General features: G+C 70.0%; 18 protein-coding genes and 1 tRNA gene. 9 read left to right on the top strand and 10 right to left on the bottom strand.

Going from position 1 to position 21,001, the window contains the following annotated elements; all coding sequences use genetic code 11:
- Positions 1-1,305, top strand: coding sequence for an NAD(P)/FAD-dependent oxidoreductase (locus FIF60_RS12010; protein ID WP_144186327.1), 1,305 nt, complete (start codon positions 1-3; stop codon positions 1,303-1,305).
- Here the strand turns inward: FIF60_RS12010 and FIF60_RS12005 are convergent.
- Together FIF60_RS12005 and FIF60_RS12000 are read right to left on the bottom strand one after the other, a co-directional pair.
- The gene (locus FIF60_RS12005; protein WP_144186326.1) at positions 1,283-2,851 is read right to left on the bottom strand and encodes a DHA2 family efflux MFS transporter permease subunit; all 1,569 of its coding nucleotides are present in this window, start codon (positions 2,849-2,851) and stop codon (positions 1,283-1,285) included. The genes FIF60_RS12010 and FIF60_RS12005 overlap by 23 nt on opposite strands.
- 5 nt (positions 2,852-2,856) lie before the next feature.
- A complete protein-coding gene (locus tag FIF60_RS12000) occupies positions 2,857-4,041 on the bottom strand; it encodes an HlyD family secretion protein (protein WP_144186325.1) in 1,185 nt (394 codons plus the stop codon).
- 278 nt (positions 4,042-4,319) lie between these two features.
- Here FIF60_RS12000 and FIF60_RS11995 point away from each other — a divergent pair, with 278 nt between their 5' ends.
- Together FIF60_RS11995 and FIF60_RS11990 are read left to right on the top strand one after the other, a co-directional pair.
- The gene (locus tag FIF60_RS11995) at positions 4,320-5,912 is read left to right on the top strand and encodes an ABC transporter substrate-binding protein (protein WP_204251178.1); all 1,593 of its coding nucleotides are present in this window, start codon (positions 4,320-4,322) and stop codon (positions 5,910-5,912) included.
- A gap of 3 nt (positions 5,913-5,915) precedes the next feature.
- Positions 5,916-6,248, top strand: coding sequence for an antibiotic biosynthesis monooxygenase family protein (locus FIF60_RS11990; protein ID WP_144186324.1), 333 nt, complete (start codon positions 5,916-5,918; stop codon positions 6,246-6,248).
- 80 nt (positions 6,249-6,328) lie between these two features.
- On the opposite strand, the gene FIF60_RS11985 is transcribed toward FIF60_RS11990, so the two are convergent.
- The 5 genes from FIF60_RS11985 to FIF60_RS11965 all read right to left on the bottom strand — a co-directional run bounded on the left by FIF60_RS11985 (position 6,329) and on the right by FIF60_RS11965 (position 11,349).
- The gene (locus tag FIF60_RS11985) at positions 6,329-7,432 is read right to left on the bottom strand and encodes a branched-chain amino acid ABC transporter substrate-binding protein (protein WP_144186323.1); all 1,104 of its coding nucleotides are present in this window, start codon (positions 7,430-7,432) and stop codon (positions 6,329-6,331) included.
- 108 nt (positions 7,433-7,540) lie between these two features.
- Positions 7,541-8,254, bottom strand: coding sequence for an ABC transporter ATP-binding protein (locus FIF60_RS11980; protein WP_144186372.1), 714 nt, complete (start codon positions 8,252-8,254; stop codon positions 7,541-7,543).
- Positions 8,255-8,271: 17 nt separating this feature from the next.
- On the bottom strand, positions 8,272-9,120 hold the full coding sequence (locus tag FIF60_RS11975; RefSeq protein WP_144186322.1) for an ABC transporter ATP-binding protein: 849 nt from the start codon (positions 9,118-9,120) through the stop codon (positions 8,272-8,274).
- Positions 9,117-10,430 (bottom strand): high-affinity branched-chain amino acid ABC transporter permease LivM, encoded by a 1,314-nt coding sequence (gene livM, locus FIF60_RS11970; RefSeq protein ID WP_239451602.1) that lies wholly within the window; start codon positions 10,428-10,430, stop codon positions 9,117-9,119. The genes FIF60_RS11975 and livM overlap by 4 nt, the downstream gene beginning before the upstream one ends.
- A 4-nt stretch (positions 10,431-10,434) precedes the next feature.
- The gene (locus FIF60_RS11965) at positions 10,435-11,349 is read right to left on the bottom strand and encodes an ABC transporter permease subunit (RefSeq protein ID WP_144186320.1); all 915 of its coding nucleotides are present in this window, start codon (positions 11,347-11,349) and stop codon (positions 10,435-10,437) included.
- A gap of 241 nt (positions 11,350-11,590) precedes the next feature.
- On the opposite strand from FIF60_RS11965, the gene FIF60_RS11960 reads away from it, so the two are divergent.
- Positions 11,591-13,255, top strand: coding sequence for a hypothetical protein (locus FIF60_RS11960; protein ID WP_144186319.1), 1,665 nt, complete (start codon positions 11,591-11,593; stop codon positions 13,253-13,255).
- Between the two features lie 6 nt (positions 13,256-13,261).
- Here FIF60_RS11960 and FIF60_RS11955 read toward each other — a convergent pair whose 3' ends face one another.
- Positions 13,262-14,374 (bottom strand): S-(hydroxymethyl)glutathione dehydrogenase/class III alcohol dehydrogenase, encoded by a 1,113-nt coding sequence (locus FIF60_RS11955; protein WP_144186318.1) that lies wholly within the window; start codon positions 14,372-14,374, stop codon positions 13,262-13,264.
- A gap of 129 nt (positions 14,375-14,503) precedes the next feature.
- Between FIF60_RS11955 and FIF60_RS11950 the strand changes: the two genes are divergently transcribed.
- From FIF60_RS11950 to FIF60_RS11940, 3 genes are all read left to right on the top strand, one after another.
- On the top strand, positions 14,504-15,853 hold the full coding sequence (locus FIF60_RS11950) for an NAD(P)H-dependent oxidoreductase (RefSeq protein ID WP_144186317.1): 1,350 nt from the start codon (positions 14,504-14,506) through the stop codon (positions 15,851-15,853).
- Between the two features lie 9 nt (positions 15,854-15,862).
- Complete coding sequence (locus FIF60_RS11945; RefSeq protein WP_144186316.1) at positions 15,863-17,146, top strand: DUF2254 domain-containing protein; 1,284 nt, start codon at positions 15,863-15,865, stop codon at positions 17,144-17,146.
- Positions 17,147-17,241: 95 nt separating this feature from the next.
- Entirely contained in the window at positions 17,242-18,315 is a 1,074-nt protein-coding gene (locus tag FIF60_RS11940; RefSeq protein ID WP_144186315.1) for an NAD(P)-dependent alcohol dehydrogenase, read from the top strand.
- 6 nt (positions 18,316-18,321) lie between these two features.
- On the opposite strand, the gene FIF60_RS11935 is transcribed toward FIF60_RS11940, so the two are convergent.
- Together FIF60_RS11935 and FIF60_RS11930 are read right to left on the bottom strand one after the other, a co-directional pair.
- Positions 18,322-18,849 (bottom strand): hypothetical protein, encoded by a 528-nt coding sequence (locus FIF60_RS11935; RefSeq protein ID WP_144186314.1) that lies wholly within the window; start codon positions 18,847-18,849, stop codon positions 18,322-18,324.
- A 122-nt stretch (positions 18,850-18,971) separates the two neighbouring features.
- Positions 18,972-19,045, bottom strand: a tRNA-Gln gene (locus FIF60_RS11930).
- A gap of 175 nt (positions 19,046-19,220) precedes the next feature.
- Between FIF60_RS11930 and FIF60_RS11925 the strand changes: the two genes are divergently transcribed.
- Both FIF60_RS11925 and FIF60_RS11920 read left to right on the top strand, forming a co-directional pair.
- Positions 19,221-20,294, top strand: a complete 1,074-nt coding sequence (locus FIF60_RS11925) for a Ppx/GppA phosphatase family protein (protein ID WP_144186313.1) — start codon at positions 19,221-19,223, stop codon at positions 20,292-20,294.
- A 3-nt stretch (positions 20,295-20,297) separates the two neighbouring features.
- On the top strand, positions 20,298-20,990 hold the full coding sequence (locus FIF60_RS11920; protein ID WP_144186312.1) for an RlmE family RNA methyltransferase: 693 nt from the start codon (positions 20,298-20,300) through the stop codon (positions 20,988-20,990).
- The last annotated feature ends 11 nt before the right edge of the window (positions 20,991-21,001 follow it).

Genomic DNA, 21,001 nt, shown 5'->3' with positions numbered 1-21,001 from the left:
ATGGTCGCCACGCGGAACCTCGATCTGGTCGAGAGCGATGCCTCTCTTCCCGCGAGGGCGGATGTCGTGATCATCGGCGCAGGCATGATCGGGGTCGCCGCCGCCTATGCGCTCGCCAGGCGCGGCCACTCGGTCGCGCTCCTCGAGAAAGGTGTCGTGGCGGGCGAGCAGTCGAGCCGGAACTGGGGCTGGTGCCGCACCTTCAACCGAGACGAGCGGGAGATCCCGCTCATGCAGCACAGCCAGGAGCTCTGGGACAGGCTGCCGGCCGAGATCGGCGCCGACATGGGGCTCCGCCGCAACGGCAATGTCTACGTCACCAAGGACCCGAAGCAACTCGCCGCGTGGCAGGCCTGGCTCGACATGGCGCGCGCCTACCAGGTGCAGGCGCGCATCGTCGGGCCGGAGGAGGCGAAGAGCCTCACGCCCGGCAACGAGCAGGACTGGATCGGCGGCGTCGTCTCGCCGCGCGACGGGCGCGCCGAGCCTGCGATGGCAGCCCCCGCGTTGGCCCGCGCGGCGCGCGCGCTCGGCGTCACGCTCCACCAGAACTGCGCCGCGCGTGGCCTCGACACGACCGGCGGCCGCATCTCGGGCGTGTTCACCGAGAAGGGGCGGATCGGGGCGGATGCGGTGATCCTCGCCGGAGGGGCGTGGAGCTCGATGTTCCTCCGCCGCCACGGCATCGACATGCCGCAGGCCTCCGTGCACTCGACCGTTTTCGCAACGACGCCGGTGGAGCGGGTGAGCGCGGGCGGCCTCAACACGCCAGACTTCATCCTCACGCCGCTGCTCGACGGCGGCTACATCGTCGCGGCGAAGGCGCGCGGGCGGCTCGAGCTGACCCCGGCCGGAATCCGCCACGCGCGCCACTTCCTGCCGACGCTGTTCAAGCGCTGGAACCTCGTCGAGCTCCGCCTCGGCAGGTCGTTCTTCGAGGGGCCGGATGCGTGGCACGGCACGTGGTCGTTCGACCGCCCGACCGTGTTCGAGAGGATCCGCGTGCTCGACCCCAGGCCCAAGGCGAGCATCGTCGAGCCCGCGCTGCGCGAGATCGTCGCGGCCTATCCCAAGCTCGCCGGCATAGGCGCGGCCCGGCTCTGGGCCGGCTGGATCGACCAGACGCCGGACGAGGTTCCGGTGATCTCGCCGGTCGACGCGCTGCCGGGGCTCGTCGTCGCCTCCGGGTTCAGCGGCCACGGCTTCGGCATCGGCCCAGGCGCGGGAAGGCTTGCGGCCGATCTCGCGACCGGGGCGCCGCCCGTCGTCGACCCGTCCGGGTTCAGGCTCCAGCGCTTCCGGTAGCGCCACGGGGGGCGTCGCCGGGCGCGACGCGATCCCCACCGGCGGGCGCTCCCCGCCCGGGGCGCTGCAGCAGGAGCGTGAACGGGATCGCGGCCAGCGCGAGCAGGCTGAGCCGCCCGAAGTCGCGCGCATAGGCGATCGCGCGCGCCTGTCGGAACACCTCCTCCGACAGCGCCATCCGCCCCCCAACCGTGTCGAGGTTCCAATGCTCCGCGACGCCGGGAAGCCGAAGCGCGGGGTTGAACGGCGTGACGTGCGCGACGAGGCCGGCCTGGATCGCCTGGGTGTCGCGCACGAGCAGGAAGATCACCACCGCGATGCCGATGCTTGCGCCGAGATTGCGCATCAGGCTGTACATCGCCGTGCCCTGGTTGCGCAGGTCCGCAGGCAGCGTCGAGAAGGTGATGGTCGTCAGCGGAACGAACAGGAAGCCGAGGCCGAAGCCCTGGATCATGCCGATGACGATCAGCGTGGTCTGCGACACCTCCGGCGTGAAGCGCGCCATCTCCGCGAGCGACACGGCCGCGCAGGTGAAGCCGAATCCGAGCAGGAGCCGCGGGTCGAAGCGCGAGATCAGCCGGCCGACGAGAAGCATCGACAGCATCGTGCCTGCCCCGCGCGGAGAGGTGATCAGCCCCGCCGTCAGCACCGGGTAGCCGAGCATCGACTGCAGGAACGGCGACAGGAGCGCGATCGTCGCGAGCAGGAGGATGCCGACGACGAAGATGAACCCCATGCCGAGGACGAAGTTGCGGTCCTTGAACAGGCGCGGGTCGATGAAGGGGCGCCTCGCCGTCGCCGTATGCACGACGAAGAGATAGAGCCCGAGCGCTGCCAGGGCGGCGAGCGTGACGATGAGCGAGGAATCGAACCAGTTCAGGCGCTCGCCACGGTCGAGCATCAGCTGGAACGAGCCGACGGCGATGCCGAGCGTTGCGAAGCCGAACCAGTCGAATCCGACGCGGCTGGGCGCGCTGCGCGGCATCACCGTGGAGATGCCGAGGAACGCCACCGCGCCGACCGGCACGTTGATGTAGAACACCCAGCGCCAGTGCAGGTATTCGGTGAGGATCCCACCCAAGGTTGGCCCGAGCACCGGCCCGACCATCACGCCCACGCCGAACAGCGCCATCGCCGAGCCGTGCTGTTCGCGCGGGTAGCTGTCGAGCATCGTCGCCTGCGACAGCGGAACGAGCGGCGCGCCGAACGCGCCCTGCATCAGCCGGAACACCACCATCTGCTCGAGCGAGCCCGCCATGCCGGACAGCATCGAGCTGATCGTGAAGCCGGTGATCGTCACCATCAGGACGGTGCGGCGCCCGAAGCGGCCCGCGAGATAGCCGCTGAGCGGCGTCGAGATCGCGGCGGCGACGATGTAGGAGGTGAGCACCCAGTTGATCTGGTCGATCGTCGCGGACAGCGAGCCCATCATGTAGGGCAGCGCGATCGTCGCCATCGTCGTGTCGAGGATCTGCATGATCACGGCGAGCATCACGCAGAGGCTGAGCACGCCGCGCCGCGCCGGGGGTGGGGGCGGCTCCTGCATCGGCCCTAGAACGGCGCCTGCCGGCGCAGCCAGTCCAACAGGCCTCCCAGACTTCGTGTCTCGCCCGTATCGACCTCGACCGTGACGCTCATCCCCGCGCGCAGCGTCGGCCCATCCTCGGGCAGCTCGAGCGCGAGGCGTACGGGGATGCGCTGGACCACCTTCACCCAGTTGCCGGAGGCGTTCTGCGGCGGAAGCACCGCGAACTCCGCCCCCGAGGCCGGGCTGATGCTCGCCACACGTGCGGCGATCGGGCGGCCGGGATAGGTGTCGACGCGCACCGTCGCGCGGTCGCCGACCTTGACGTGGGTGAGAGCGGTTTCCTTCGGGCTCGCCTCCACCCAGAGCCGCTCCGTCGCGACGAGCACGAAGGCTGCGCGCTCGGCAGGGAGGTAGGCGCCCTCGGGCAGATGGTCGACGCGGGTGACGATGCCGGCAACAGGGGCGTGGACGCGCGTGCGGCGGAGATCACGCTCCGCCCGGCCGACGGCGGCCTGCGCTTCCTGCACCCTCGGGTGGCGGTCTGGCGAGGCATCGGGCGTGCCGCCGAGAGCGGCGAGCGTCACCTCCGCCTGGCGTTCGGCCACCAGGACGCGCGCATGGGCGGCATCGACATCGCGCCGCGCCTGGTCGAGCGCTGCCTGGGCGGCGACGCCGCGGCCGGACAGCTCCTGCTGGCGGCGGAACTGCGCCTCGTAGAAGGCGACATCGGTGCGCGCCTGGGTGAGCTCGGCGAGCTTGCCGCGATAGGTCGCCTGGAGCGTGGTGATCTCGTTGCGCACCCCATCGAGCCGGGCGAGCGCGCCGGCGAGAGCGATGCGGTAGGGCTCGTCGTCGAGGCGGAACAGGAGCTGGCCTTCCGCGACCGCCTCGTTCTCGCGCACGGCGAGCTGGGCGACGAAGCCCGGCACGTCGGTGGCGATGTCGATGCGCTCGGCCCGCACATAGGCATTGTCCGTCGTCACGAAGCGGCCGCCGGAGAGGTAGAGATGCAGCCCCACCACGGCGAGCACGAGCGGGCCGAGGACCAGGAGCGCGATCCGCCTGCGCTGGCGCTGCGCGACGCTCGGCCTGGCCGGGGCAGCGGCATCGGGTGCGGGAGCATCCGCCTCGCGCAGGCGTGCGAGCGTCCCTTCCGCCCGCTCGTCCGCGTCGCTGACCGGGCGGGCGCGTGATCGTGCGTCAGCCATCGCCGGCCCGCCGCCGGCAGAGGCGCCAGCACCGCGCCCTGATCGCGTCACGGGCGAGGCCGCCTCGGATGTCGCGCTCGTCCAACCCGTCCCGTCTCCGGCCCTGTGGGGCGACTGTCCAGGCGCCACGATAGCCCTCCACCACCGCGTGTCGAGTGGCGGGGGCCATCGCGCAGGCCTTGCGATCGCCCCCGCCTATCGCTCCGATGAGGATTGTTCATTTGCCGCCGACGGGTGATCGTGCGGCCATCGTGTTCCCCTCAGCGAGGAGCCCCCTGATGAAGCGCAGAACCCTGCTCGGCACCGTTCCCGCCCTTGCCTCCGCAGCGCTCGCCCGCCCGGCGCTCGCCCAGGGCGCGCGGGCGACGACTCTCAAGATGATCCCCCAGGCGGACGTCTCGACGATCGACCCGCTGGCGACGACCTCCTACGCCGTGCGCAACCATGGCCACCTGGTGTGGGACACGCTCTACGGCATCGACGTCGAGGCGCGGCCCTACCCGCAGCTTGCCGAGGGCCACACGGTCAGCGACGACGGCCTGCGGTGGACGATCACGCTGCGCGACGGGCCGCTGTTCCACGACGGCGAGAAGGTGCTGGCGAAGGACGCCGTCGCCTCAATCAAGCGTTGGATGCCGCGCGACACGCTCGGCCAGACGCTCGCGTCCCGGCTCGACGAGATCCGCGTGCTCGATGACCGGCGCTTCGAGATCAGGCTGAAGCGGCCCTACGCCCTGCTCATCGAGTCGCTCGCCAAGCACTCCTCCTACCCCTGCTTCGTGATGCCCGAGCGCTTCGCCAACACGCCGGCGACGACGCCGATCACCGAGATCGTCGGCTCGGGGCCGTACCGGTTCGTCGCCTCCGAGCGGCGATCGGGTGCGCTCGTCGTCTACCAGAAGTTCGACCGGTACTCGCCGACGCCTGTCGGGCCGGTCAGCGTCACGGCGGGGCCGAAGCTCGCACAGTTCGAGCGCGTCGAGTGGCACATCATCCCCGACCCCTCGACGGCAGCCGCCGCCGTTCAGGCGGGCGAGATGGACTTCTACGAGCGCGTCGCGCCCGACCTGCAGCCGCTTCTCGCGCGCCAGCGCAACGTGGTGGTCGACCGAATCGAGGACAGCGGCACGATCGCCATGCTGCGGCCGAACCACCTCCACCCGCCCTTCGACGACCCAGCGGTGCGCCGCGCGGTGCTGCCCGCGCTCACCCAGTCGGACTTCATGCAGTCGATCCTCGGCGACGACCGCGAGCGCTGGCGCGACGGCATCGGCTGCTTCCCGCACGGCACGCCGCTCGCCTCCGATGCGGGACTTTCGGCCATCACCACGCCGCGTGACCTCGAGGCGGCGAAGCGCGCCCTCGCCGCGACCGGCAAGGCCGGCGCGAAGGTCGTCGTGCTGAACCCGGCAGACCAGGTGGTGAACTCCACCCTCACCCTCGTCGCCATCGACATGTTCCGGAAGATCGGCCTCGACGCGGAGGCCGCGACGTCGGACTGGAGCTCGATGCTGCAGCGGCGTGGCAACAAGAACCCACCGGACCAGGGCGGCTGGAACGCGGTGATCGTCCTGTTCGGCGGCGACGACCTCTCGAACCCCGGTGGCCACCCGCTGCTTCGCGCCAACGGCCAGAATGCGTGGTTCGGTTGGCCGACGAGCGAGCGGCTCGAGACGCTGCGCGACGAGTGGTTCGAGGCGCCCGACCTCGGCGCCCGCCAGGCCGTCGGCCGCCGCATCCAGGAGGCGTTCTTCCAGGACCTGCCCTACTGGCCGGTGGGCCAGTACTACGTCTCGGCCGCGTACCGGCGCGGGCTGAAGGTCGAGCGGCGCGGGCTTTCCCTTCCGCTCAACATGTCGCGCGAGGCCTGAGCGGTGTTCGTCGCGTCGAACCGGTTCCGCGTCATCCCGGAGGAGGCGGCGGCCTTCGAGGCCGCCTGGCTCGGCCGCGAGAGCCACCTGCACGAGCTCGACGGGTTCGTGGCCTTCCACCTCCTGAAAGGCCCGGCGGTGGAGGACTACGTCCTCTACAGCTCCTGGACGCTCTGGGCGTCGAAGGCGCATTTCGAGGGGTGGACGCGGTCCGAGCAGTTCCGCCGCGCCCATGCCGGAGCCGGGCAGTCGAAGCCGATGACCCGCGGCGGGCCGCAGTTCGAGGGCTTCGAGGTGTTGCAGACGATCGGCGCCCATCCCGCAGCGGTGGGCTGACGCGCCGCCAAAAAAAGGGCCGTTCCCCGCGAGGGGAACGGCCCGGTCTGCGAGGGCCGGCCGGGCCGGCCCCGCCTTGCTCACATCTCGCTGTAGGCGCCGTTGCGCCAGACGTAGAACACGTAGTCGGGCACCGTCACGTCGCCCTTGGCGTCGAAGCTGATCGGGCCGAGCACCGTCTGCCACGGGCCAGAGGCCTTCATCTCCTGCGCGACGCGCTGCGGGTTGGTGGTGCCCGCCTTCTTCGCGGCCTCTGCCCACACCTGGATCGCGGCGTAGGTGTAGAGGACGTAGCCCTCGGGATCGACGTTCTTGGCGCGGAACTTCGCCACCACCTCGGCAGCGGTCGGACGCCGGCGCGGGTCGGAGGAGAAGGTCATCAGCGTGCCTTCGCCGGCCGGCCCGGTGATCTGCCAGTACTCGTTGGTCACCAGCGCGTCGGCGCCGATCGCCACCGCGTTGAGGCCGCGCTCGCGCATCTGGCGCACGATCAGGCCGGACTCGGTGTGATAGCCGCCGAAGTAGACGACCTGGATGTTGGCCTGCTGCAGTCGGCTGACGAGGGCGGAGTAGTCACGCTCGCCCGCCACGTAGGCCTGGTAGATCGTCTCCTGCAGGCCGGCGGCGTTCATGTTCTTCTTCACTTCGTCGGCCAGGCCTTTGCCGTAGGCCGAGTTGTCGTGAAGGATGGCCACGCGCTGGCCAGGGAAGGTGCGGGCGATGAAGTTGCCCGCGATCAGGCCCTGCTGGTCGTCACGGCCGCAGACGCGGAACGTGTTCCAGCCACCCTCGTCGGTGAACCGCGGGTTGGTGCTCGCGGGGCTGATCTGGAGGATTCCCTCCTCGGCGTATACCTTGCTGGCCGGGATCGAGCTTCCCGAGCAGAAATGGCCCGCGACGAACTGGACGCGGCGGCTGGCGAGGTTGTTGGCGACCGACACGGCCTGGCGCGGGTCGCAGGCATCGTCGCCGATCTCGAGCGCGAGCTGCTGGCCGAGCACGCCGCCGGCGGCGTTGATGTCGGCGATCGCCTGCTCGGCGCCGGCGCGCATCTGGGCCCCGAAGGCGGCGTACTGGCCGGTCATCGGCCCTGCCGTCGCGATCCGGATCTGCGCCTCTGCGGCGCCGGTGCCGGCGATCAGCGCGCCTGCGGCCGCGGCCGCGACGAGCGTTCTGCGGAACATTGTCGTCTCCCTCCGTGATGATGGCCGCGTGAACCGCGGCCTGGGGTGAAGCCTAGAGAAAGAACGGGGGGGCGGGGAAGAGGCAAGCCGGGCTTTTGCCGGTTCGCCTCAGTGGCGCCCGCCCTCGAGATAGGCTGCCCGAACCTCGGGCCGGGCAAGGAGATCGGCGCCCGTGCCGCTCATCGTGATGCGCCCATTGACGAGAACGTAGCCGCGATGGGCGAGCCGGAGCGCATGATAGGCGTTCTGCTCGACGAGCAGGACGGTCAGCCCCGTGGTTCGGTTGAGGTCGCGGATCGCGGAAAAGATCTGCCGCACCACCATCGGCGCGAGGCCAAGCGAGGGCTCGTCGAGCAGAAGGAGCCTCGGCCGGCTCATCAGCGCCCGGGCGATGGCGAGCATCTGCTGCTCGCCGCCAGAGAGCGTGCCGCCGCGCTGCGCCAGCCGCTCCTTCAGGCGCGGGAACAGCGTGCAGACCTTCTCGAGGTCTTCCTCGAAATGCTGACCGCCGATCACCTCCGAGCCCATGCGCAGGTTCTCGAGCACGGTCATGCGCGGGAAGATGCGCCGCCCCTCGGGCGACTGGGCGATGCCGCGGCGCATGATCAGGTGCGTCGGCATGCCCGCGATGTCGGCTCCGTCATAGATGACGGCTCCCTCGCGCGGTGCGGGGCTGCCGCAGATCGTCATCATCAGGGTGGACTTGCCCGCCCCGTTCGCGCCGATCAGCGTGACGATCTCGCCGCGGTTCACCTCGATGGCGACGTCGCGCAGCGCGACGATCGAGCCATAGGCCGTCGTCACGCCCGAGAGCGACAGCATCGGCTCGGCGGCGGCCGTCACTGCTTCTGCAGCGCGGCGTCGACCGCCAGCGCCTCCTCCTCGTCCACGCCGAGATAGGCGGCGATCACCTTCGGGTCCTCGCGGATCGCGGCCGGTGCGCCATCGGCGATCTTCCGCCCGTAGTCGAGCACGACGATGTGGTCGCTGATCGTCATCACCACCGACATGTCGTGCTCGATTAGAAGCACCGAGCAGCCGCGCCCGTCCGCCCCGGTGTCGCGGATGAACAGGATGAGCTCGTTCAGCGCGTCGCTCTCGCGCGGGTTCAGCCCCGCCGCGGGCTCGTCGAGGCAGAGAAGCTGCGGCTCGGTGCACATCGCGCGCGCGATCTCGAGCCGCCTCTGCGCGCCGTAGGGAAGCGAGGCGGCGGCATCGTCTGCGCGCTCGATCAGCCCGGTGCGCTCGAGCCAGAAGCGCGCGCGGTCGACCGCCGCGGCCTCGCGGCGCATGTACGGTCCGAAGCCGACGAGCGCGAGCGGCAGCCTGGCACCTTCGCGCATCAGCCTGTTGTGCTGCGCGACCATCAGGTTCTCGAGTACCGTCATGCCGCCGAACAGGCGGATGTTCTGGAAAGTCCGCGCGATGCGCGCGTCCCGCACGATGTGGTGCTGCGGCAGCCGCTCGAGCCGGAAGGTCTCGCCGTTCTCGTGGGTGACGGTGATGCTGCCGCCCGTCGGCCGGTAAAAGCCGGTCAGGCAGTTGAACACCGTGGTCTTGCCTGCGCCGTTCGGTCCGATGATCGCGGTGATCTCGCCGCGCGCCGCGGAGAGGGAGAGCTGGTCGACGGCAAGCAGTCCGCCGAAGCGCATCGTCAGCCCCTCGACGGCGAGGATGGGCGCGCTCATCCCTTGCCCTCCGCGACATGCTCGGCGCCGACATTGCGGCGCGCGCCGAGGCTCACGGACGGCTCGCGCGAGGAGATGAGCCCGCGCGGCCGCCAGACCATGATCGCAACCATCGCGAGGCCGAACACGAGCATGCGGTACTCGTCGAGCCCGCGGAACACCTCGAACCCGCCGATCATCAGGGTCGCGGCGATGGCGACGCCGAGCTGGCTTCCCATGCCGCCGAGCACGACGATGGCAAGGATCAGCGCGCTCTCGATGAAGGTGAAGCTCTCCGGGCTGATGAAGCCCTGGCGGGTGGCGAAGAAGGCGCCGGCGAAGCCGCCGAACATCGCGCCCGTGGCGAAGGCGGTGAGCTTCACAGCGACCACCGAGAGGCCGAGCGCGCGCGAGGCGATCTCATCCTCCCGTAGCGCCTCCCACGCGCGGCCGACGGGATGGCGGCGCAGCCGGATGGTGACGAAGTTGGTGATCAGGGCGAGCGCGAGGATGATGTAGTAGAGAAACATCACCCGGTGGATCGGCGACGGCTCGAGCCCGAAGAAGCCCGCGAAGGTTCCCTCACCCCCCGACATCGAGAAGGGCAGGCCGAAGAAGGTCGGGCGCGGAATGCCGCTCATCCCGTTCGGCCCGCCGGTCAGGCTCGTCCAGTTCAGCAGGACGACGCGGATGATCTCGCCGAAGGCGAGCGTGACGATGGCGAGATAGTCGCCCCGCAATCGCAGCACGGGGAAGCCGAGGATGATGCCCCAGGCCGCGGCGAGCAGCCCCGTCAGCGGAAGTGCTGCCCAGAAGGAGAGGTCGAAGAACTTGGCCAGAAGCGCGTAGCCGTAGGCGCCCACGGCGTAGAACGCGACGTAGCCGAGATCGAGCAGCCCCGCGAGGCCGACGACGATGTTCAGCCCCCAACCGAGCATCACATAGGTCAGCACGAGCGTGCCGAGGTCGATCTCGTAACGTCCAATGCCCGGCAGCACCGGCATGAGCACGGCGAGGGCAAGGAAGGCAGGGGCGACCATCTTGCCGACGCGCTGCATCGGCGTGAGCCCGATGCGCGGCGGCGCGTCGGCCGCGCGGCGTGCGGCGCTGCGTGCTGCGCTGCGCCGGTTGGCGAGGAAAAGCCCGAGCAGGAGCCGCCCGACAAAGACCGCGCAGACCGTGGCGAGAAGAAGCCCTGGCCTCGTAACGAGATCGAGCCCGCGCTCGCCCGGCACGGTCTGCAACCCAAGCAGCGGCGCGCCCACGCCGAGCGCGACAAGGGCCGCGAGCCCGGCATCCTTCACGATGGCAGGGAAGCCGGCCTGCGCCACGGCCTCAGACCTTCTCGACGTCGTGGCGGCCGAGCAGCCCCGAAGGCATGAACAGCAGTGTGAGCGCGAGGATCGAGAAGGCCGCGACATCCTTGTACTGGACCGAGAAATACGCAGACCAGAACGTCTCGATCAGCCCGATCAGCAGCCCGCCGAGCACCGCTCCGGGAAGGCTGCCGATGCCACCGAGCACGGCCGCGGTGAAGGCCTTCACCCCGGCGACGAAGCCGATGAAGAAGTCGATCACCCCGTAGTAGAGCAGGTACATCATGCCCGCCACGGCGGCGAGCGCCGCACCGATGACGAAGGTGAGGCTGATCGTGCGATCGACGTCGATGCCCAGAAGCTTCGCCATGCGCTGGTCCTGCTCGCAGGCGCGCATCGCGCGTCCGAGCGGCGTGCGCGCGACGATCAGGGTGAAGATCGTCAGCACCACGAGCGTCGTCAGGATGATGATGATCTGCATCGCCGAGATGGTGACGGTGAAGGTCCCGCCCTCCATCAGAACAATGCCGCCGGTGACCACGGGCTCGAGCGGCTTGACGCGCGCGCCCTGCGCCACCTGGACGAAGTTCTGCAGGAAGATGCTCATCCCGATCGCCGAGATCAGCGGCGCGAGCCGGAAGGAGCCGCGGAGCGGCCGGTAGGCCACGCGCTCGACCGCGAACCCGTAGAGCGCTGTGAAGCACATCGCTATGGCCAGCACGAGGACGAGTGCGATCGGCACCGCCGTGATCCCGCCCATTCCGAGAAGAATGAAGGAAATCAACGAGATGAAGGCGCCGATCATGAACACGTCGCCATGGGCGAAGTTGATCATGCCGATGATGCCGTAGACCATCGTGTAGCCCAGCGCGATCAGACCGTAGATCATGCCGAGTGTCAGCCCGTTCACGAGCTGCTGCAGCGCGTAGTCCACGCGCGGTCTCCCTTTCACAACCCGGTCCGTGTCGCGACCCAGGTCCTTCCCTGTACCCGACGCGGCAACGCAGGACCCGCGCCGCCGCCCGCATTCGAATGGCAGAAGCGCCGATACTTCGCAACTGGACCCGATGGTCGATTGCCCCCTCCCTAGCTGAGACATGGCGCTGGCACGCGCGGCGGCCGCGCTGCTAGGCTCCCGCCTTAATGCATCGTTCACGATGCGGGGGCCTTTTCAGATGGTTGCCATTTCGGTCGAGGCGGGGCGCGCCCGCCCGCTCGCCATCGTTCCCGCCGTCATCGCCGCCTGTCTCGGTTTCGCGGCCGGCGCGCTGCCGCTGCTTCGCCCGCCGGTTGTGGTGTTCTCCGCGATCACTCTTGCGCTCGGGCTGGGGATCGCGCTGCTTGCCCTGCGCGCCGCACGCGGCGACACGCGGCCGGAGCTCCAGGAGCGGACGGCGCGATGGCTCACACTGCTGCTGCCCCTGCCGGCGGGCATCCTGGCCGCCATCGTTGCGCTGGCAATACTGCGGGGATATCCCAACAGCGCCGACGAGTACGGCTACATGTTCTTGGCCGACACGCTTGCAGCGGGGCGGCTCTGGAACGATGTGCCCAACCTGGCCGAGGTGTTCGACTTCTTCTACATCGTCCGGGAGGCGGGGAAGTGGGTCAGCCAGTACCCCCCAGGCTTTCCCGCCATGCTTGTGGCGGCCGACCTCGTCGCCTTGCCGCGTAGCTTCGTCAATCCGCTTCTGGGCGCGGCAACGACCGCGGCGCTCGTCGCTGCACTGCGGTTGAGGGGTGCAGCCTGGGCAGTGGTTCTGCCCCTCGCGGCCATGGTGGCGCTCAGCCCATTCGCGGTGTTCAACGCCGCCAGCCTCTTCACGCACCAGCTCTCGGCGTTCGGTGTCGTCGCCATCGTCGCTGCGCGGCTGTGGGCCGAGCGGCGCGATGCGTGGTGGAAGCACGTCATGATCGGGGTGCTGTTCTCGGTCCTGCTCGTCACGCGCTACGAAGTGTTCGCGATTGCCGCCCTGGCCCATGTCGCCGACGGGCTGTGGCGACGCCGCGTGGCGTTCATTCCCGAGGCGCTGCTTTCCGCGGCGGGCGGCCTGCCGATCGGCCTGGCCTTCCTCGCCTACAATGCCGCGATCACCGGCGACCCGCTGCAGACGGTGCTGGCCTGGGGGTTCCCCGATCTGCGGATCGGTCTCTGGGGAACGGGCGTGGACGGCGCCCACTATCGGGCCCGCGCACTGCAGTACACCGCGCGGTGGTTGCTCGCCTTGGTGGCCTTCGCAGGGCTTACCCTCATCGGGCTCTGGGTCCTCGGATTGAGCGGTGCGATCCGGGCACACGCGTTGCGCCTCGATGACCTCCTGTTCCCGGCTCTCGTTGTATTCTTTGTATTCTACCCCGACTACGGCGGCTTCCAGTTCGGGCCACGCTACTGGTACGCGGCCTTCCCGTTGATCGCGATGACAGCCGCTGCCTGTGTGCGCTCGCCTCCAGCCGTCCCGGTCGCGGCGATCGCCGCTGCCGCGATCGTGCAGACGGCGGCCAATCTCGGCTTCATCGCGGGCCATTCCGCCTTCGCGCATGCACTCGTCGAGGCGCGGAGCGATCCCCTGGTTCTGGCCCGGGCGCTCGAGAGGGGCATCGTGCTCGTGCCCACCCACCCCGTGCATGTCAGCCGATGGCAGATCCGCCCGCTGGAAGCCAACTCGCTCGACTACCCGCGGAACGGGATCGACCTGGAGAAGCCCGTGCAGATCGCGCGCGACCTCGGCCGCGCGCGTGACGGCGCGCTCTGTGCGGCCTATCCCGGAACGCCCCTCTACCGTTACGTGCCCGAGGGGAAACCGACGCGAGGACGCCTCGAGCCCCAGCCCTGCCCCTGAGGAGCCTCAGTACACCACCACCGAACGGATCGACCTGCCTTCGTGCATCAGATCGAAGGCGGTGTTGATCTCCTCGAGCGGCATGGTGTGGGTGATCAGGCTGTCGATCTCGATCTTCCCGTCCATGTACCAGTCGACGATCTTCGGCACGTCGGTCCGCCCGCGCGCGCCGCCGAAGGCCGTGCCCTTCCACACCCTTCCGGTGACGAGCTGGAATGGCCGTGTCGAGATCTCCTGTCCTGCGCCGGCAACGCCGATGATGATGCTCTCGCCCCAGCCGCGATGGCAGCACTCGAGCGCCTGGCGCATCGTCGTGGTGTTGCCGATGCATTCGAAGGAAAAATCCGCCCCGCCGCCGGTGAGGTCGATCACCGCCTGGACCACCTTGTCGCGGCCCACCTCGTCGGGGTTGATGAAGTGGGTCATGCCGAAGCGCTCGGCCTGCTCGCGGCGTGCGGGGTTGAGGTCGATGCCGATGATCCTGTCGGCGCCGACCATGCGCGCACCCTGGATCACGTTGAGCCCGATGCCGCCCAGGCCGAACACCGCGACATTGGCGCCGGGCCACACCTTGGCCGTCCACAGCACCGCGCCGATCCCGGTCGTCACGCCGCAGCCGATGTAGCAGATCTTGTCGAAGGGCGCGTCCTCGCGGACCTTGGCGAGCGCGATCTCGGGCAGCACGGTGAAGTTCGCGAAGGTCGAGCAGCCCATGTAGTGGAACACCGCGTTGCCCTCGCAGCGGAAGCGCGAGGAGCCGTCGGGCATCAGCCCCTTGCCCTGGGTGGCGCGGATCGCCGTGCAGAGATTCGAGCGACGGGAGAGGCAGGTTTTGCACTGCCGGCACTCGGGCGTGTAGAGCGGGATGACGTGATCGCCGGGCTTGAGCGTCGTCACGCCGGGCCCGACCTCGCGCACGATGCCCGCGCCCTCGTGGCCGAGGATGGCGGGGAACAGCCCCTCGGGGTCGGCGCCGGAGAGCGTGTAGGCGTCGGTGTGGCACACCCCCGTCGCCATCACCTCGACGAGAACCTCGCCCTCCTTCGGGCCGCCGATCTCGATCGTTTCGATGGTGAGAGGCTTGCCTGCCTCCCAGGCGACGGCGGCGCGCGTCTTCATGCGTCTCTGTCCTCGGCTCTGTTGGCTGACTGGCTGGCGACCTGGGGGGGTGAGCTGGGCGGGTGACCTGTCGTCGGGCGGGCCACCACGATAGGGTGGGGGGCCGAGCACCGCCAAGGGAGGATTGCGATGAACCTTCACGCCAAGCTGCGCGCCCGCGAGGCGTCGGGCAAGCCGGTGCGCATCGGGCTCATCGGGTGCGGCAAGTTCGCCTCGATGTTCCTCGCCCAGGTGCCGCGCAGCCCGGGCCTTCACGTCGCCGCGATCGCCGACCTCGCGCCTGACCTCGCGCGGGCCAACCTCGCGCGCATCGGCTGGGAAAAGGGCCGCGCCGACGCGCCCTCGCTCGATGCCGCGCTGTCGGGGCGCACCACCTGGCTCACCGAGGATGCGATGGCCATGCTCGCCGATCCGCGCCTCGAGGTGGTGATCGAGGCGACGGGCCATCCGTCTGCCGGCATAGCCCACGCCCGCGCGGCGATCATTGCGGGCAAGCATGTCGTGATGGTCAATGTCGAGGCGGACGTGCTGGCCGGCCCCGCGCTCGCCGCCGAGGCGGCGAAGGCAGGCGTCGTCTACAGCCTCGCCTATGGCGACCAGCCGGCGCTGGTGTGCGAGCTCGTCGACACGCTGCGCGCGTCGGGGTTCCCTGTCGTCGCTGCCGGAAAGGGGACGAAGTACCTTCCCATCTACCATGCCTCGACGCCGGAGACGGTGTGGGGCCATTACGGGCTCAGCCCGGAGGCGGCCGCGGCGGGCGGGATGAACCCGCAGATGTTCAATTCCTTCCTCGACGGTACGAAGAGCGGCATCGAGATGGCGGCGATCGCCAACGCCACCGGCCTCGATGCGCCGGAGGATGGCTTGCTTTTCCCGCCCTGCGGCGTCGATGACCTGCCGCTCATCCTGCGCCCCGCGTCGGAGGGCGGCGTGCTCGCGGCAAAGGGGATGGTCGAGGTCGTCTCGTCCCTGGAACGGGATGGGCACGGGGTGTTCCGCGACCTGCGCTGGGGTGTTTATGCCGTGTTCGAAGGCGAGACGGAATATGTGCGCCGCTGCTTCTCCGAATACGGCGTGCACACCGACCCCTCCGGTCGCTATGGCGCTCTCTACCGGCCCTATCACTTCATCGGGCTCGAGCTCGGCATCTCCGTCGCCTCCGCTGCCCTGCGCGGCGAGGCGACCGGAGCGCCGGAGGCCTGGCGTGCCGATGTCGTCGCGGTCGCCAAGCGCAACCTTTTTCCTGGCGAGATGCTGGATGGCGAGGGCGGCTCGACGGTCTGGGGCAAGGTCGTTCCGGCCGCGCGATCACTGTCCCTGGGTGGTCTGCCGATCGGGCTCGCGCATGGCGTGGCGCTGACGCGGCCGGTCGCCGCGGGCGCGGTCGTCGGCTGGGCGGACGTGCGCGCCAAGGACGACGAGGCGACCCGCTATCGTCGCGCCATGGAGGCGCGCGCGGGCGAGCGCGCCGCTGCCTGAGCCGGGGTGATGCTCGCGCGCTGGCAGTGGCTCGCGATCGTCGTATCGCGGCAGTTCTGGTTCCGCGCGGCGCTGTTCAGCCTGGCCGGCATCGTGGCCGCGGTCTCGGGCATCGTGCTGGCCCCCTTCGTGCCCGACAGCATGACGACGAAGATCGGCGCGAGCGTCATCGACGACATCCTGAACCTGCTCGCGAACAGCATGCTCGCTGTCGCGGTGTTCTCGCTGTCGACGATCGTCTCGGCCTACGGCGCGGCGACGAATTCCGTCACGCCGCGCGCGACGAAGCTGTTGATGGACGACACGACGAGCAAGAACGTCGTCGGCACCTTCGTCGGCGCGTTCCTCTACAGCCTCGTCGGCATCATCGCGCTCGGCACGGGGCTCTACGGGTCGCAGGGGCGGGCGATCCTGCTCGTCTTCACCATCCTGCTGATCCTTCTCGTCGCGGTGACGCTGCTGCGCTGGGTGGACTATCTCGCGGGCTTCGGGCGAGTCGTCGAAACGATCGGCCTCGTCGAGACGACGACCCGGGAGGCGCTCGACAGGTGGCTGGAACACCCCAATCTCGGCGCGGCACCGCTCGAGGCGGTCCCTGACGATGCCGAGCGGTTGCACGGGCCGATCGGGTACGTGCAGCACATCGACATGGGGGCGCTGGAGGCCTGCGCGAAGGAGCATGACGCGACGATCTATGTTCTGGCCGCGCCGGGAAAGTTCGTCGATGCGCTGAAGCCGCTCGCCGCGGTGCAGGGTGCGGATGCGCAGGCGCTCGAGGAGACGGTGCGCGCCGCCTTCGCCATAGGCCCCAATCGTACCTTCGAGCAGGACCCCCGCTTCGGCCTCTGCGTCCTCGCCGAGATCGCCTCGCGGGCGCTGTCGCCCGCCGTGAACGATCCCGGCACGGCGATCGACGTGATCGGCCGCGGCGTGCGGCTTCTCTCCGGCTGGGGCGAGGGCCGCGCCGAACGGCGCGACGAGGCGCCGCGATGCCCGCGTGTCCGGCTCGCCACGTTGAGGCTCGAGGACCTGTTCGACGACGTTTTCGCGCCCATCGCGCGCGACGGCGCAACGCATGTCGAGGTGCAGGTCAGGCTTCAGAAGGGGCTCGGCGCGCTCGCCGCGACGCGGTGCGAGGGCTTCGCCGAGGCGGCGGCACGCTCCTCGGCACATGCGCTGGCGCATGCCGAGGCGGCGATGCGGCTCGAGGAGGAGAAGGCAAGGGTCCGCGATCTCGCCGCGGCGGTGTGCGGCAGGGCGCGTGCATCGGGCGGGCTTCCGCGCGACGGGTGATCGTTGCCTGGGCGGTCGATTTGCCCTCGATCAAGAAACCCTGTCGGCTGGCATGCGATACCGGCCTCACGCTGCAAAGCCGGGAGGAGACACCCATGCCGAAGATGAAGGCCGCGATCTTCGCCGAGAAGGGCCGTATCGTTCTCGATGAGAAACCGATTCCCGATGTCGGCCCGCTCGATGCGCTGATCCGCATCACGACGACCACGATCTGCGGCACCGATGTGCACATCCTCAAGGGCGAGTATCCGGTGGAGAAGGGGCTGACGATCGGCCACGAGCCGGTCGGCGTGATCGAGAAGCTCGGCTCGGCCGTGAAGGGCTACCGCGAGGGCGAGCGCGTGATCGCCGGCGCGATCACGCCGGGCTTCACCTCGAATGCCTGCCAGTGCGGCCGCTGCGCCCAGGATGGCGCGGGCACGCGGCATGGCTGGAAGCCGATGGGCGGGTGGCGCTTCGGCAACACGATCGATGGTTGCCAGGCCGAGTACGTGCTGGTGCCCGATGCCGCGGGCAACCTCGCCCCGGTTCCCGACCAGCTCACCGACGAGCAGGTTCTGATGTGCCCCGACATCATGTCGACCGGCTTCGCCGGCGCCGAGAGCGGCGGCATCGGCATCGGCGATACGGTTGCGGTGTTCGCCCAAGGCCCCATCGGCCTCTGCGCAACGGCAGGAGCCAAGCTGCTCGGCGCGACGACCATCATCGCGGTGGACCGCCTTCCCGAGCGGCTGGCCATGGCCCGGAAGCTCGGGGCCGACCAGGTGGTCGATTTCTCGAAGGCCGACCCAGTGAAGGCGATCATGGAGCTGACGGACGGGCGCGGCGTCGATGTCGCGATCGAGGCGCTCGGCACCCAGGCGACCTTCGAGGCCTGCCTTCGCGTCCTTCGCCCCGGCGGCACGCTGTCGAGCCTCGGCGTCTACTCGTCGGACCTGCGCATCCCGCTCGATGCCTTCGCCGCCGGCCTCGGCGACCACCGGATCGTGACCAGCCTCTGCCCGGGCGGCAAGGAGAGGATGCGGCGGCTGATGTCCGTGATCGCCTCGGGCCGCGTCGATCTCGGCGCGATGGTCACCCATCGGTACGGGCTCGACCAAATCGAGGAGGCTTACGAGCTCTTCGCCAACCAGCGCGACGGGGTGTTCAAGGTCGCGATCACCCCCTGAGGCGGCTCAGGCGGGCGGGCCCGGATGGTCGGCGGCGACGAGTCGCCGCCAGCCTGGCTCGCCGAGGCGTTCGCGGATCCCGCTGATGCCGAAATAGGGAAGCAGGATCAGCCAGAGAAGAATGACGGTCGCGGCGAGTTCCCACCCCCGGTTGGTGGTGGCCTCGCGCAGCGCCATGGCCGGGCCGAGGCCGTCCAAGGCGCCGCGGATCACCTCCTCGACGACGCTGAGGGCGAGCAGAAGCAGCAGGAACAGGCCCGAGCGGTAGAGCACGATGATCGCGAGCGGCCACGTTCGCGGGGTCGCACCGAGGCGAAGCATGTGGCCGAGCAGGATGAACTTGGCGAGCACGAGCGCCTTGACCGCGGCGATGCCGAGCGGGGCGAAATGCAGGCCGTGCTCGGCGAGCACGGCGGCGCGATAGCCGAGAATCGAGACGAAGCAGATGAACAGGTAGGCCGACAGGAGGAGGTAGCTTCGCAGCTCCGACCGTGCACGGTCCCGCACGCTGCGCGCGCCGGATGGCGTTTCCATGCTGCCACCCTCCACCATCACGCCCCCCGATCTGCCGGCACGACACGGGAACGAGCATGGCAGATCTGGGCCGGAAATGGCACTTGGCGGCGCGTGTTCCCGGCTATGTCCGGCACTGGCGGTGGCTGGGGGACCTGGATTCGAACCAAGGCTGCCCGGTTCAGAGCCGGGAGTTCTACCGCTAAACTATCCCCCAATCCCGCGCGTGGCCCTCGCGAACCACCTGCCGGAGGCGCGGCCGATAGCACAGGGCGGGGGCGGGGGGCAACCGCCGGGTCGGCGCCCCAGCCGCCTCGGTCACCGACAGGCCTTGCAGAGCAGTGCGCAACGGCCTGATCATGGGCCGGTCACAGAAGGTGCCTGACCGCCCCATGCCGCCCCATGCGCCCCATAGCGCGCTGCTCGCGGACCATCATGGCCCCCCGCTTTACGGGGCGCTCGATCTCGGCACCAACAATTGCCGCCTTCTTGTCGCAGCGCCCACCCCGCACGGGTTCCGGGTGCTCGACAGCTTCTCGCGCATCGTCAGGCTCGGCGAGGGGCTCGCGACCACCGGTGCCCTCTCGGCCGAGGCGATGGACAGGGCGGTCGCCGCCCTTTCCATCTGCGCCGACAAGCTCGAGCGCCGGCCGGTGCGCCGCCTCCGGGCGGTCGCCACCGAGGCGTGCCGGCGTGCGGTGAACGGCCCGGGCTTCCTCGCCCGCGTGCAGGAGGCGACGGGGCTTGCCTTCGAGGTGATCGGCCCGCGCGAGGAGGCCGAGCTTGCCGTCGAGAGCTGTGCCGCGCTTATCGCGGGGCCGGAGCAGCGGGCCCTGCTCTTCGACATCGGAGGCGGGTCGACCGAGCTTGCCTGGCTTCGCATCAGCCCCGAAGGCGACATCGCCCTCATCGGCTATGCCTCCATCCCGCTCGGCGTCGTCACCCTGTCGGAACGCTGGGGGCCTGCGGCCTTCACCGCCGAAGGCTTCCAGGCGATGACCATGGAGGCGATGGCGGCCCTGCTTCCGTTCGATGCCGTGCACTGCATCTCTGCCGAGGTGGCCCGCGGCGCGGTGCGGCTCGTCGGCACCTCCGGGACGGTAACGACCCTCGCGGGCGTCTCGCTCGGCCTCGAGCGCTACAGCCGCGCGATGATCGACGGGCAGATTCTCGCCGGCGAGCGGGCCGACATGGCGCTCGGGCGCATCCGGGCGATGGGCCGCGAGGGGCTCGTCCAGCACCCGTGCATCGGCCCCCAGCGCGTCGACTTCGTTCTGCCCGGCTGCGCTGTCTTCTCGGCGATCCGGCGTCTCTGGCCGGTGGACTCCATCGTGGTGGCCGACAGGGGCCTGCGCGAGGGCATCCTGCTCCGGCTCATGCGGTCTGACAGGGGGGAGGCGCGGCGCAGGCCCAGTTTCGCCCGGGCCTACGGCCAGCGCGGCTTCGCGCTCCGCCCGAACGCCTGAGCGATGGCGCGCAAGCAAGGGGGCCCGCCCGGTGGCGGGCGGCAGCTCAGCGTCACCGTCCGTTCCGCGCGCAAGCGGGACCCTTCGAGCACGCGCTGGCTGCAGCGGCAGCTGAACGACCCCTACGTCGCGGCGGCCAAGGCCCAAGGGTATCGCTCGCGCGCCGCCTTCAAGCTCGTCGAACTCGATGACCGGTTCGGCCTCCTGAAGAAGGGCGCGCGCGTTCTCGACCTCGGCGCGGCGCCGGGTGGCTGGACGCAGGTGGCCGTCGCCCGGACGGGGGAGGGCGGCCGCGTCGTCGGCGTCGACATCCTGCCCGCCGAGCCTGTTGCCGGCGCAACCATGATGCAGGGCGACCTGACCGACCCCGCGGTGGCCGATGCCGCCATCGCCGCGCTCGGCGGCAAGGCCGATGTGGTTCTCTCGGACATGGCGCCGAACACGGTCGGCCATGCCGCGACCGACCATCTCCGCATCATGGCACTCGCCGAGGTCGCCGCCGACGTGGCGCTGAGCACGCTCGCCCCGGGCGGCGCCTTCGTCTGCAAGGTGCTCCAGGGCGGTACCGAGCGGGAGATGCTCGTGATGCTGAAGAAGCACTTCGCCCAGGTGCGGCACGCCAAGCCGCCGGCCTCGCGCAAGGACAGCGCCGAGACCTACGTGGTGGCGCAGGGGTTCCGGCCGGCCCCGGGCTGAAGCGGCGCATG

This window comes from Elioraea rosea (assembly GCF_007644105.1).
GTDB classification, from domain to species: domain Bacteria; phylum Pseudomonadota; class Alphaproteobacteria; order Acetobacterales; family Acetobacteraceae; genus Elioraea_A; species Elioraea_A rosea.
This window is presented reverse-complemented; position numbering and strand designations above follow the sequence as displayed.

What these genes read in the sequence shown, in the direction of transcription:
- FIF60_RS12010 (WP_144186327.1), top strand. Translation starts at nt 1, where the DNA reads ATGGTCGCCACGCGGAACCTCGATCTGGTCGAGAGCGATGCCTCTCTT.
- FIF60_RS12005 (WP_144186326.1), bottom strand. Translation starts at nt 2,851, where the DNA reads ATGCAGGAGCCGCCCCCACCCCCGGCGCGGCGCGGCGTGCTCAGCCTC.
- FIF60_RS12000 (WP_144186325.1), bottom strand. Translation starts at nt 4,041, where the DNA reads ATGGCTGACGCACGATCACGCGCCCGCCCGGTCAGCGACGCGGACGAG.
- FIF60_RS11995 (WP_204251178.1), top strand. Translation starts at nt 4,320, where the DNA reads ATGAAGCGCAGAACCCTGCTCGGCACCGTTCCCGCCCTTGCCTCCGCA.
- FIF60_RS11985 (WP_144186323.1), bottom strand. Translation starts at nt 7,432, where the DNA reads ATGTTCCGCAGAACGCTCGTCGCGGCCGCGGCCGCAGGCGCGCTGATC.
- FIF60_RS11980 (WP_144186372.1), bottom strand. Translation starts at nt 8,254, where the DNA reads ATGCTGTCGCTCTCGGGCGTGACGACGGCCTATGGCTCGATCGTCGCG.
- FIF60_RS11975 (WP_144186322.1), bottom strand. Translation starts at nt 9,120, where the DNA reads ATGAGCGCGCCCATCCTCGCCGTCGAGGGGCTGACGATGCGCTTCGGC.
- FIF60_RS11960 (WP_144186319.1), top strand. Translation starts at nt 11,591, where the DNA reads ATGGTTGCCATTTCGGTCGAGGCGGGGCGCGCCCGCCCGCTCGCCATC.
- FIF60_RS11955 (WP_144186318.1), bottom strand. Translation starts at nt 14,374, where the DNA reads ATGAAGACGCGCGCCGCCGTCGCCTGGGAGGCAGGCAAGCCTCTCACC.
- FIF60_RS11950 (WP_144186317.1), top strand. Translation starts at nt 14,504, where the DNA reads ATGAACCTTCACGCCAAGCTGCGCGCCCGCGAGGCGTCGGGCAAGCCG.
- FIF60_RS11945 (WP_144186316.1), top strand. Translation starts at nt 15,863, where the DNA reads ATGCTCGCGCGCTGGCAGTGGCTCGCGATCGTCGTATCGCGGCAGTTC.
- FIF60_RS11940 (WP_144186315.1), top strand. Translation starts at nt 17,242, where the DNA reads ATGCCGAAGATGAAGGCCGCGATCTTCGCCGAGAAGGGCCGTATCGTT.
- FIF60_RS11935 (WP_144186314.1), bottom strand. Translation starts at nt 18,849, where the DNA reads ATGGAAACGCCATCCGGCGCGCGCAGCGTGCGGGACCGTGCACGGTCG.
- FIF60_RS11925 (WP_144186313.1), top strand. Translation starts at nt 19,221, where the DNA reads ATGCCGCCCCATGCGCCCCATAGCGCGCTGCTCGCGGACCATCATGGC.
- FIF60_RS11920 (WP_144186312.1), top strand. Translation starts at nt 20,298, where the DNA reads ATGGCGCGCAAGCAAGGGGGCCCGCCCGGTGGCGGGCGGCAGCTCAGC.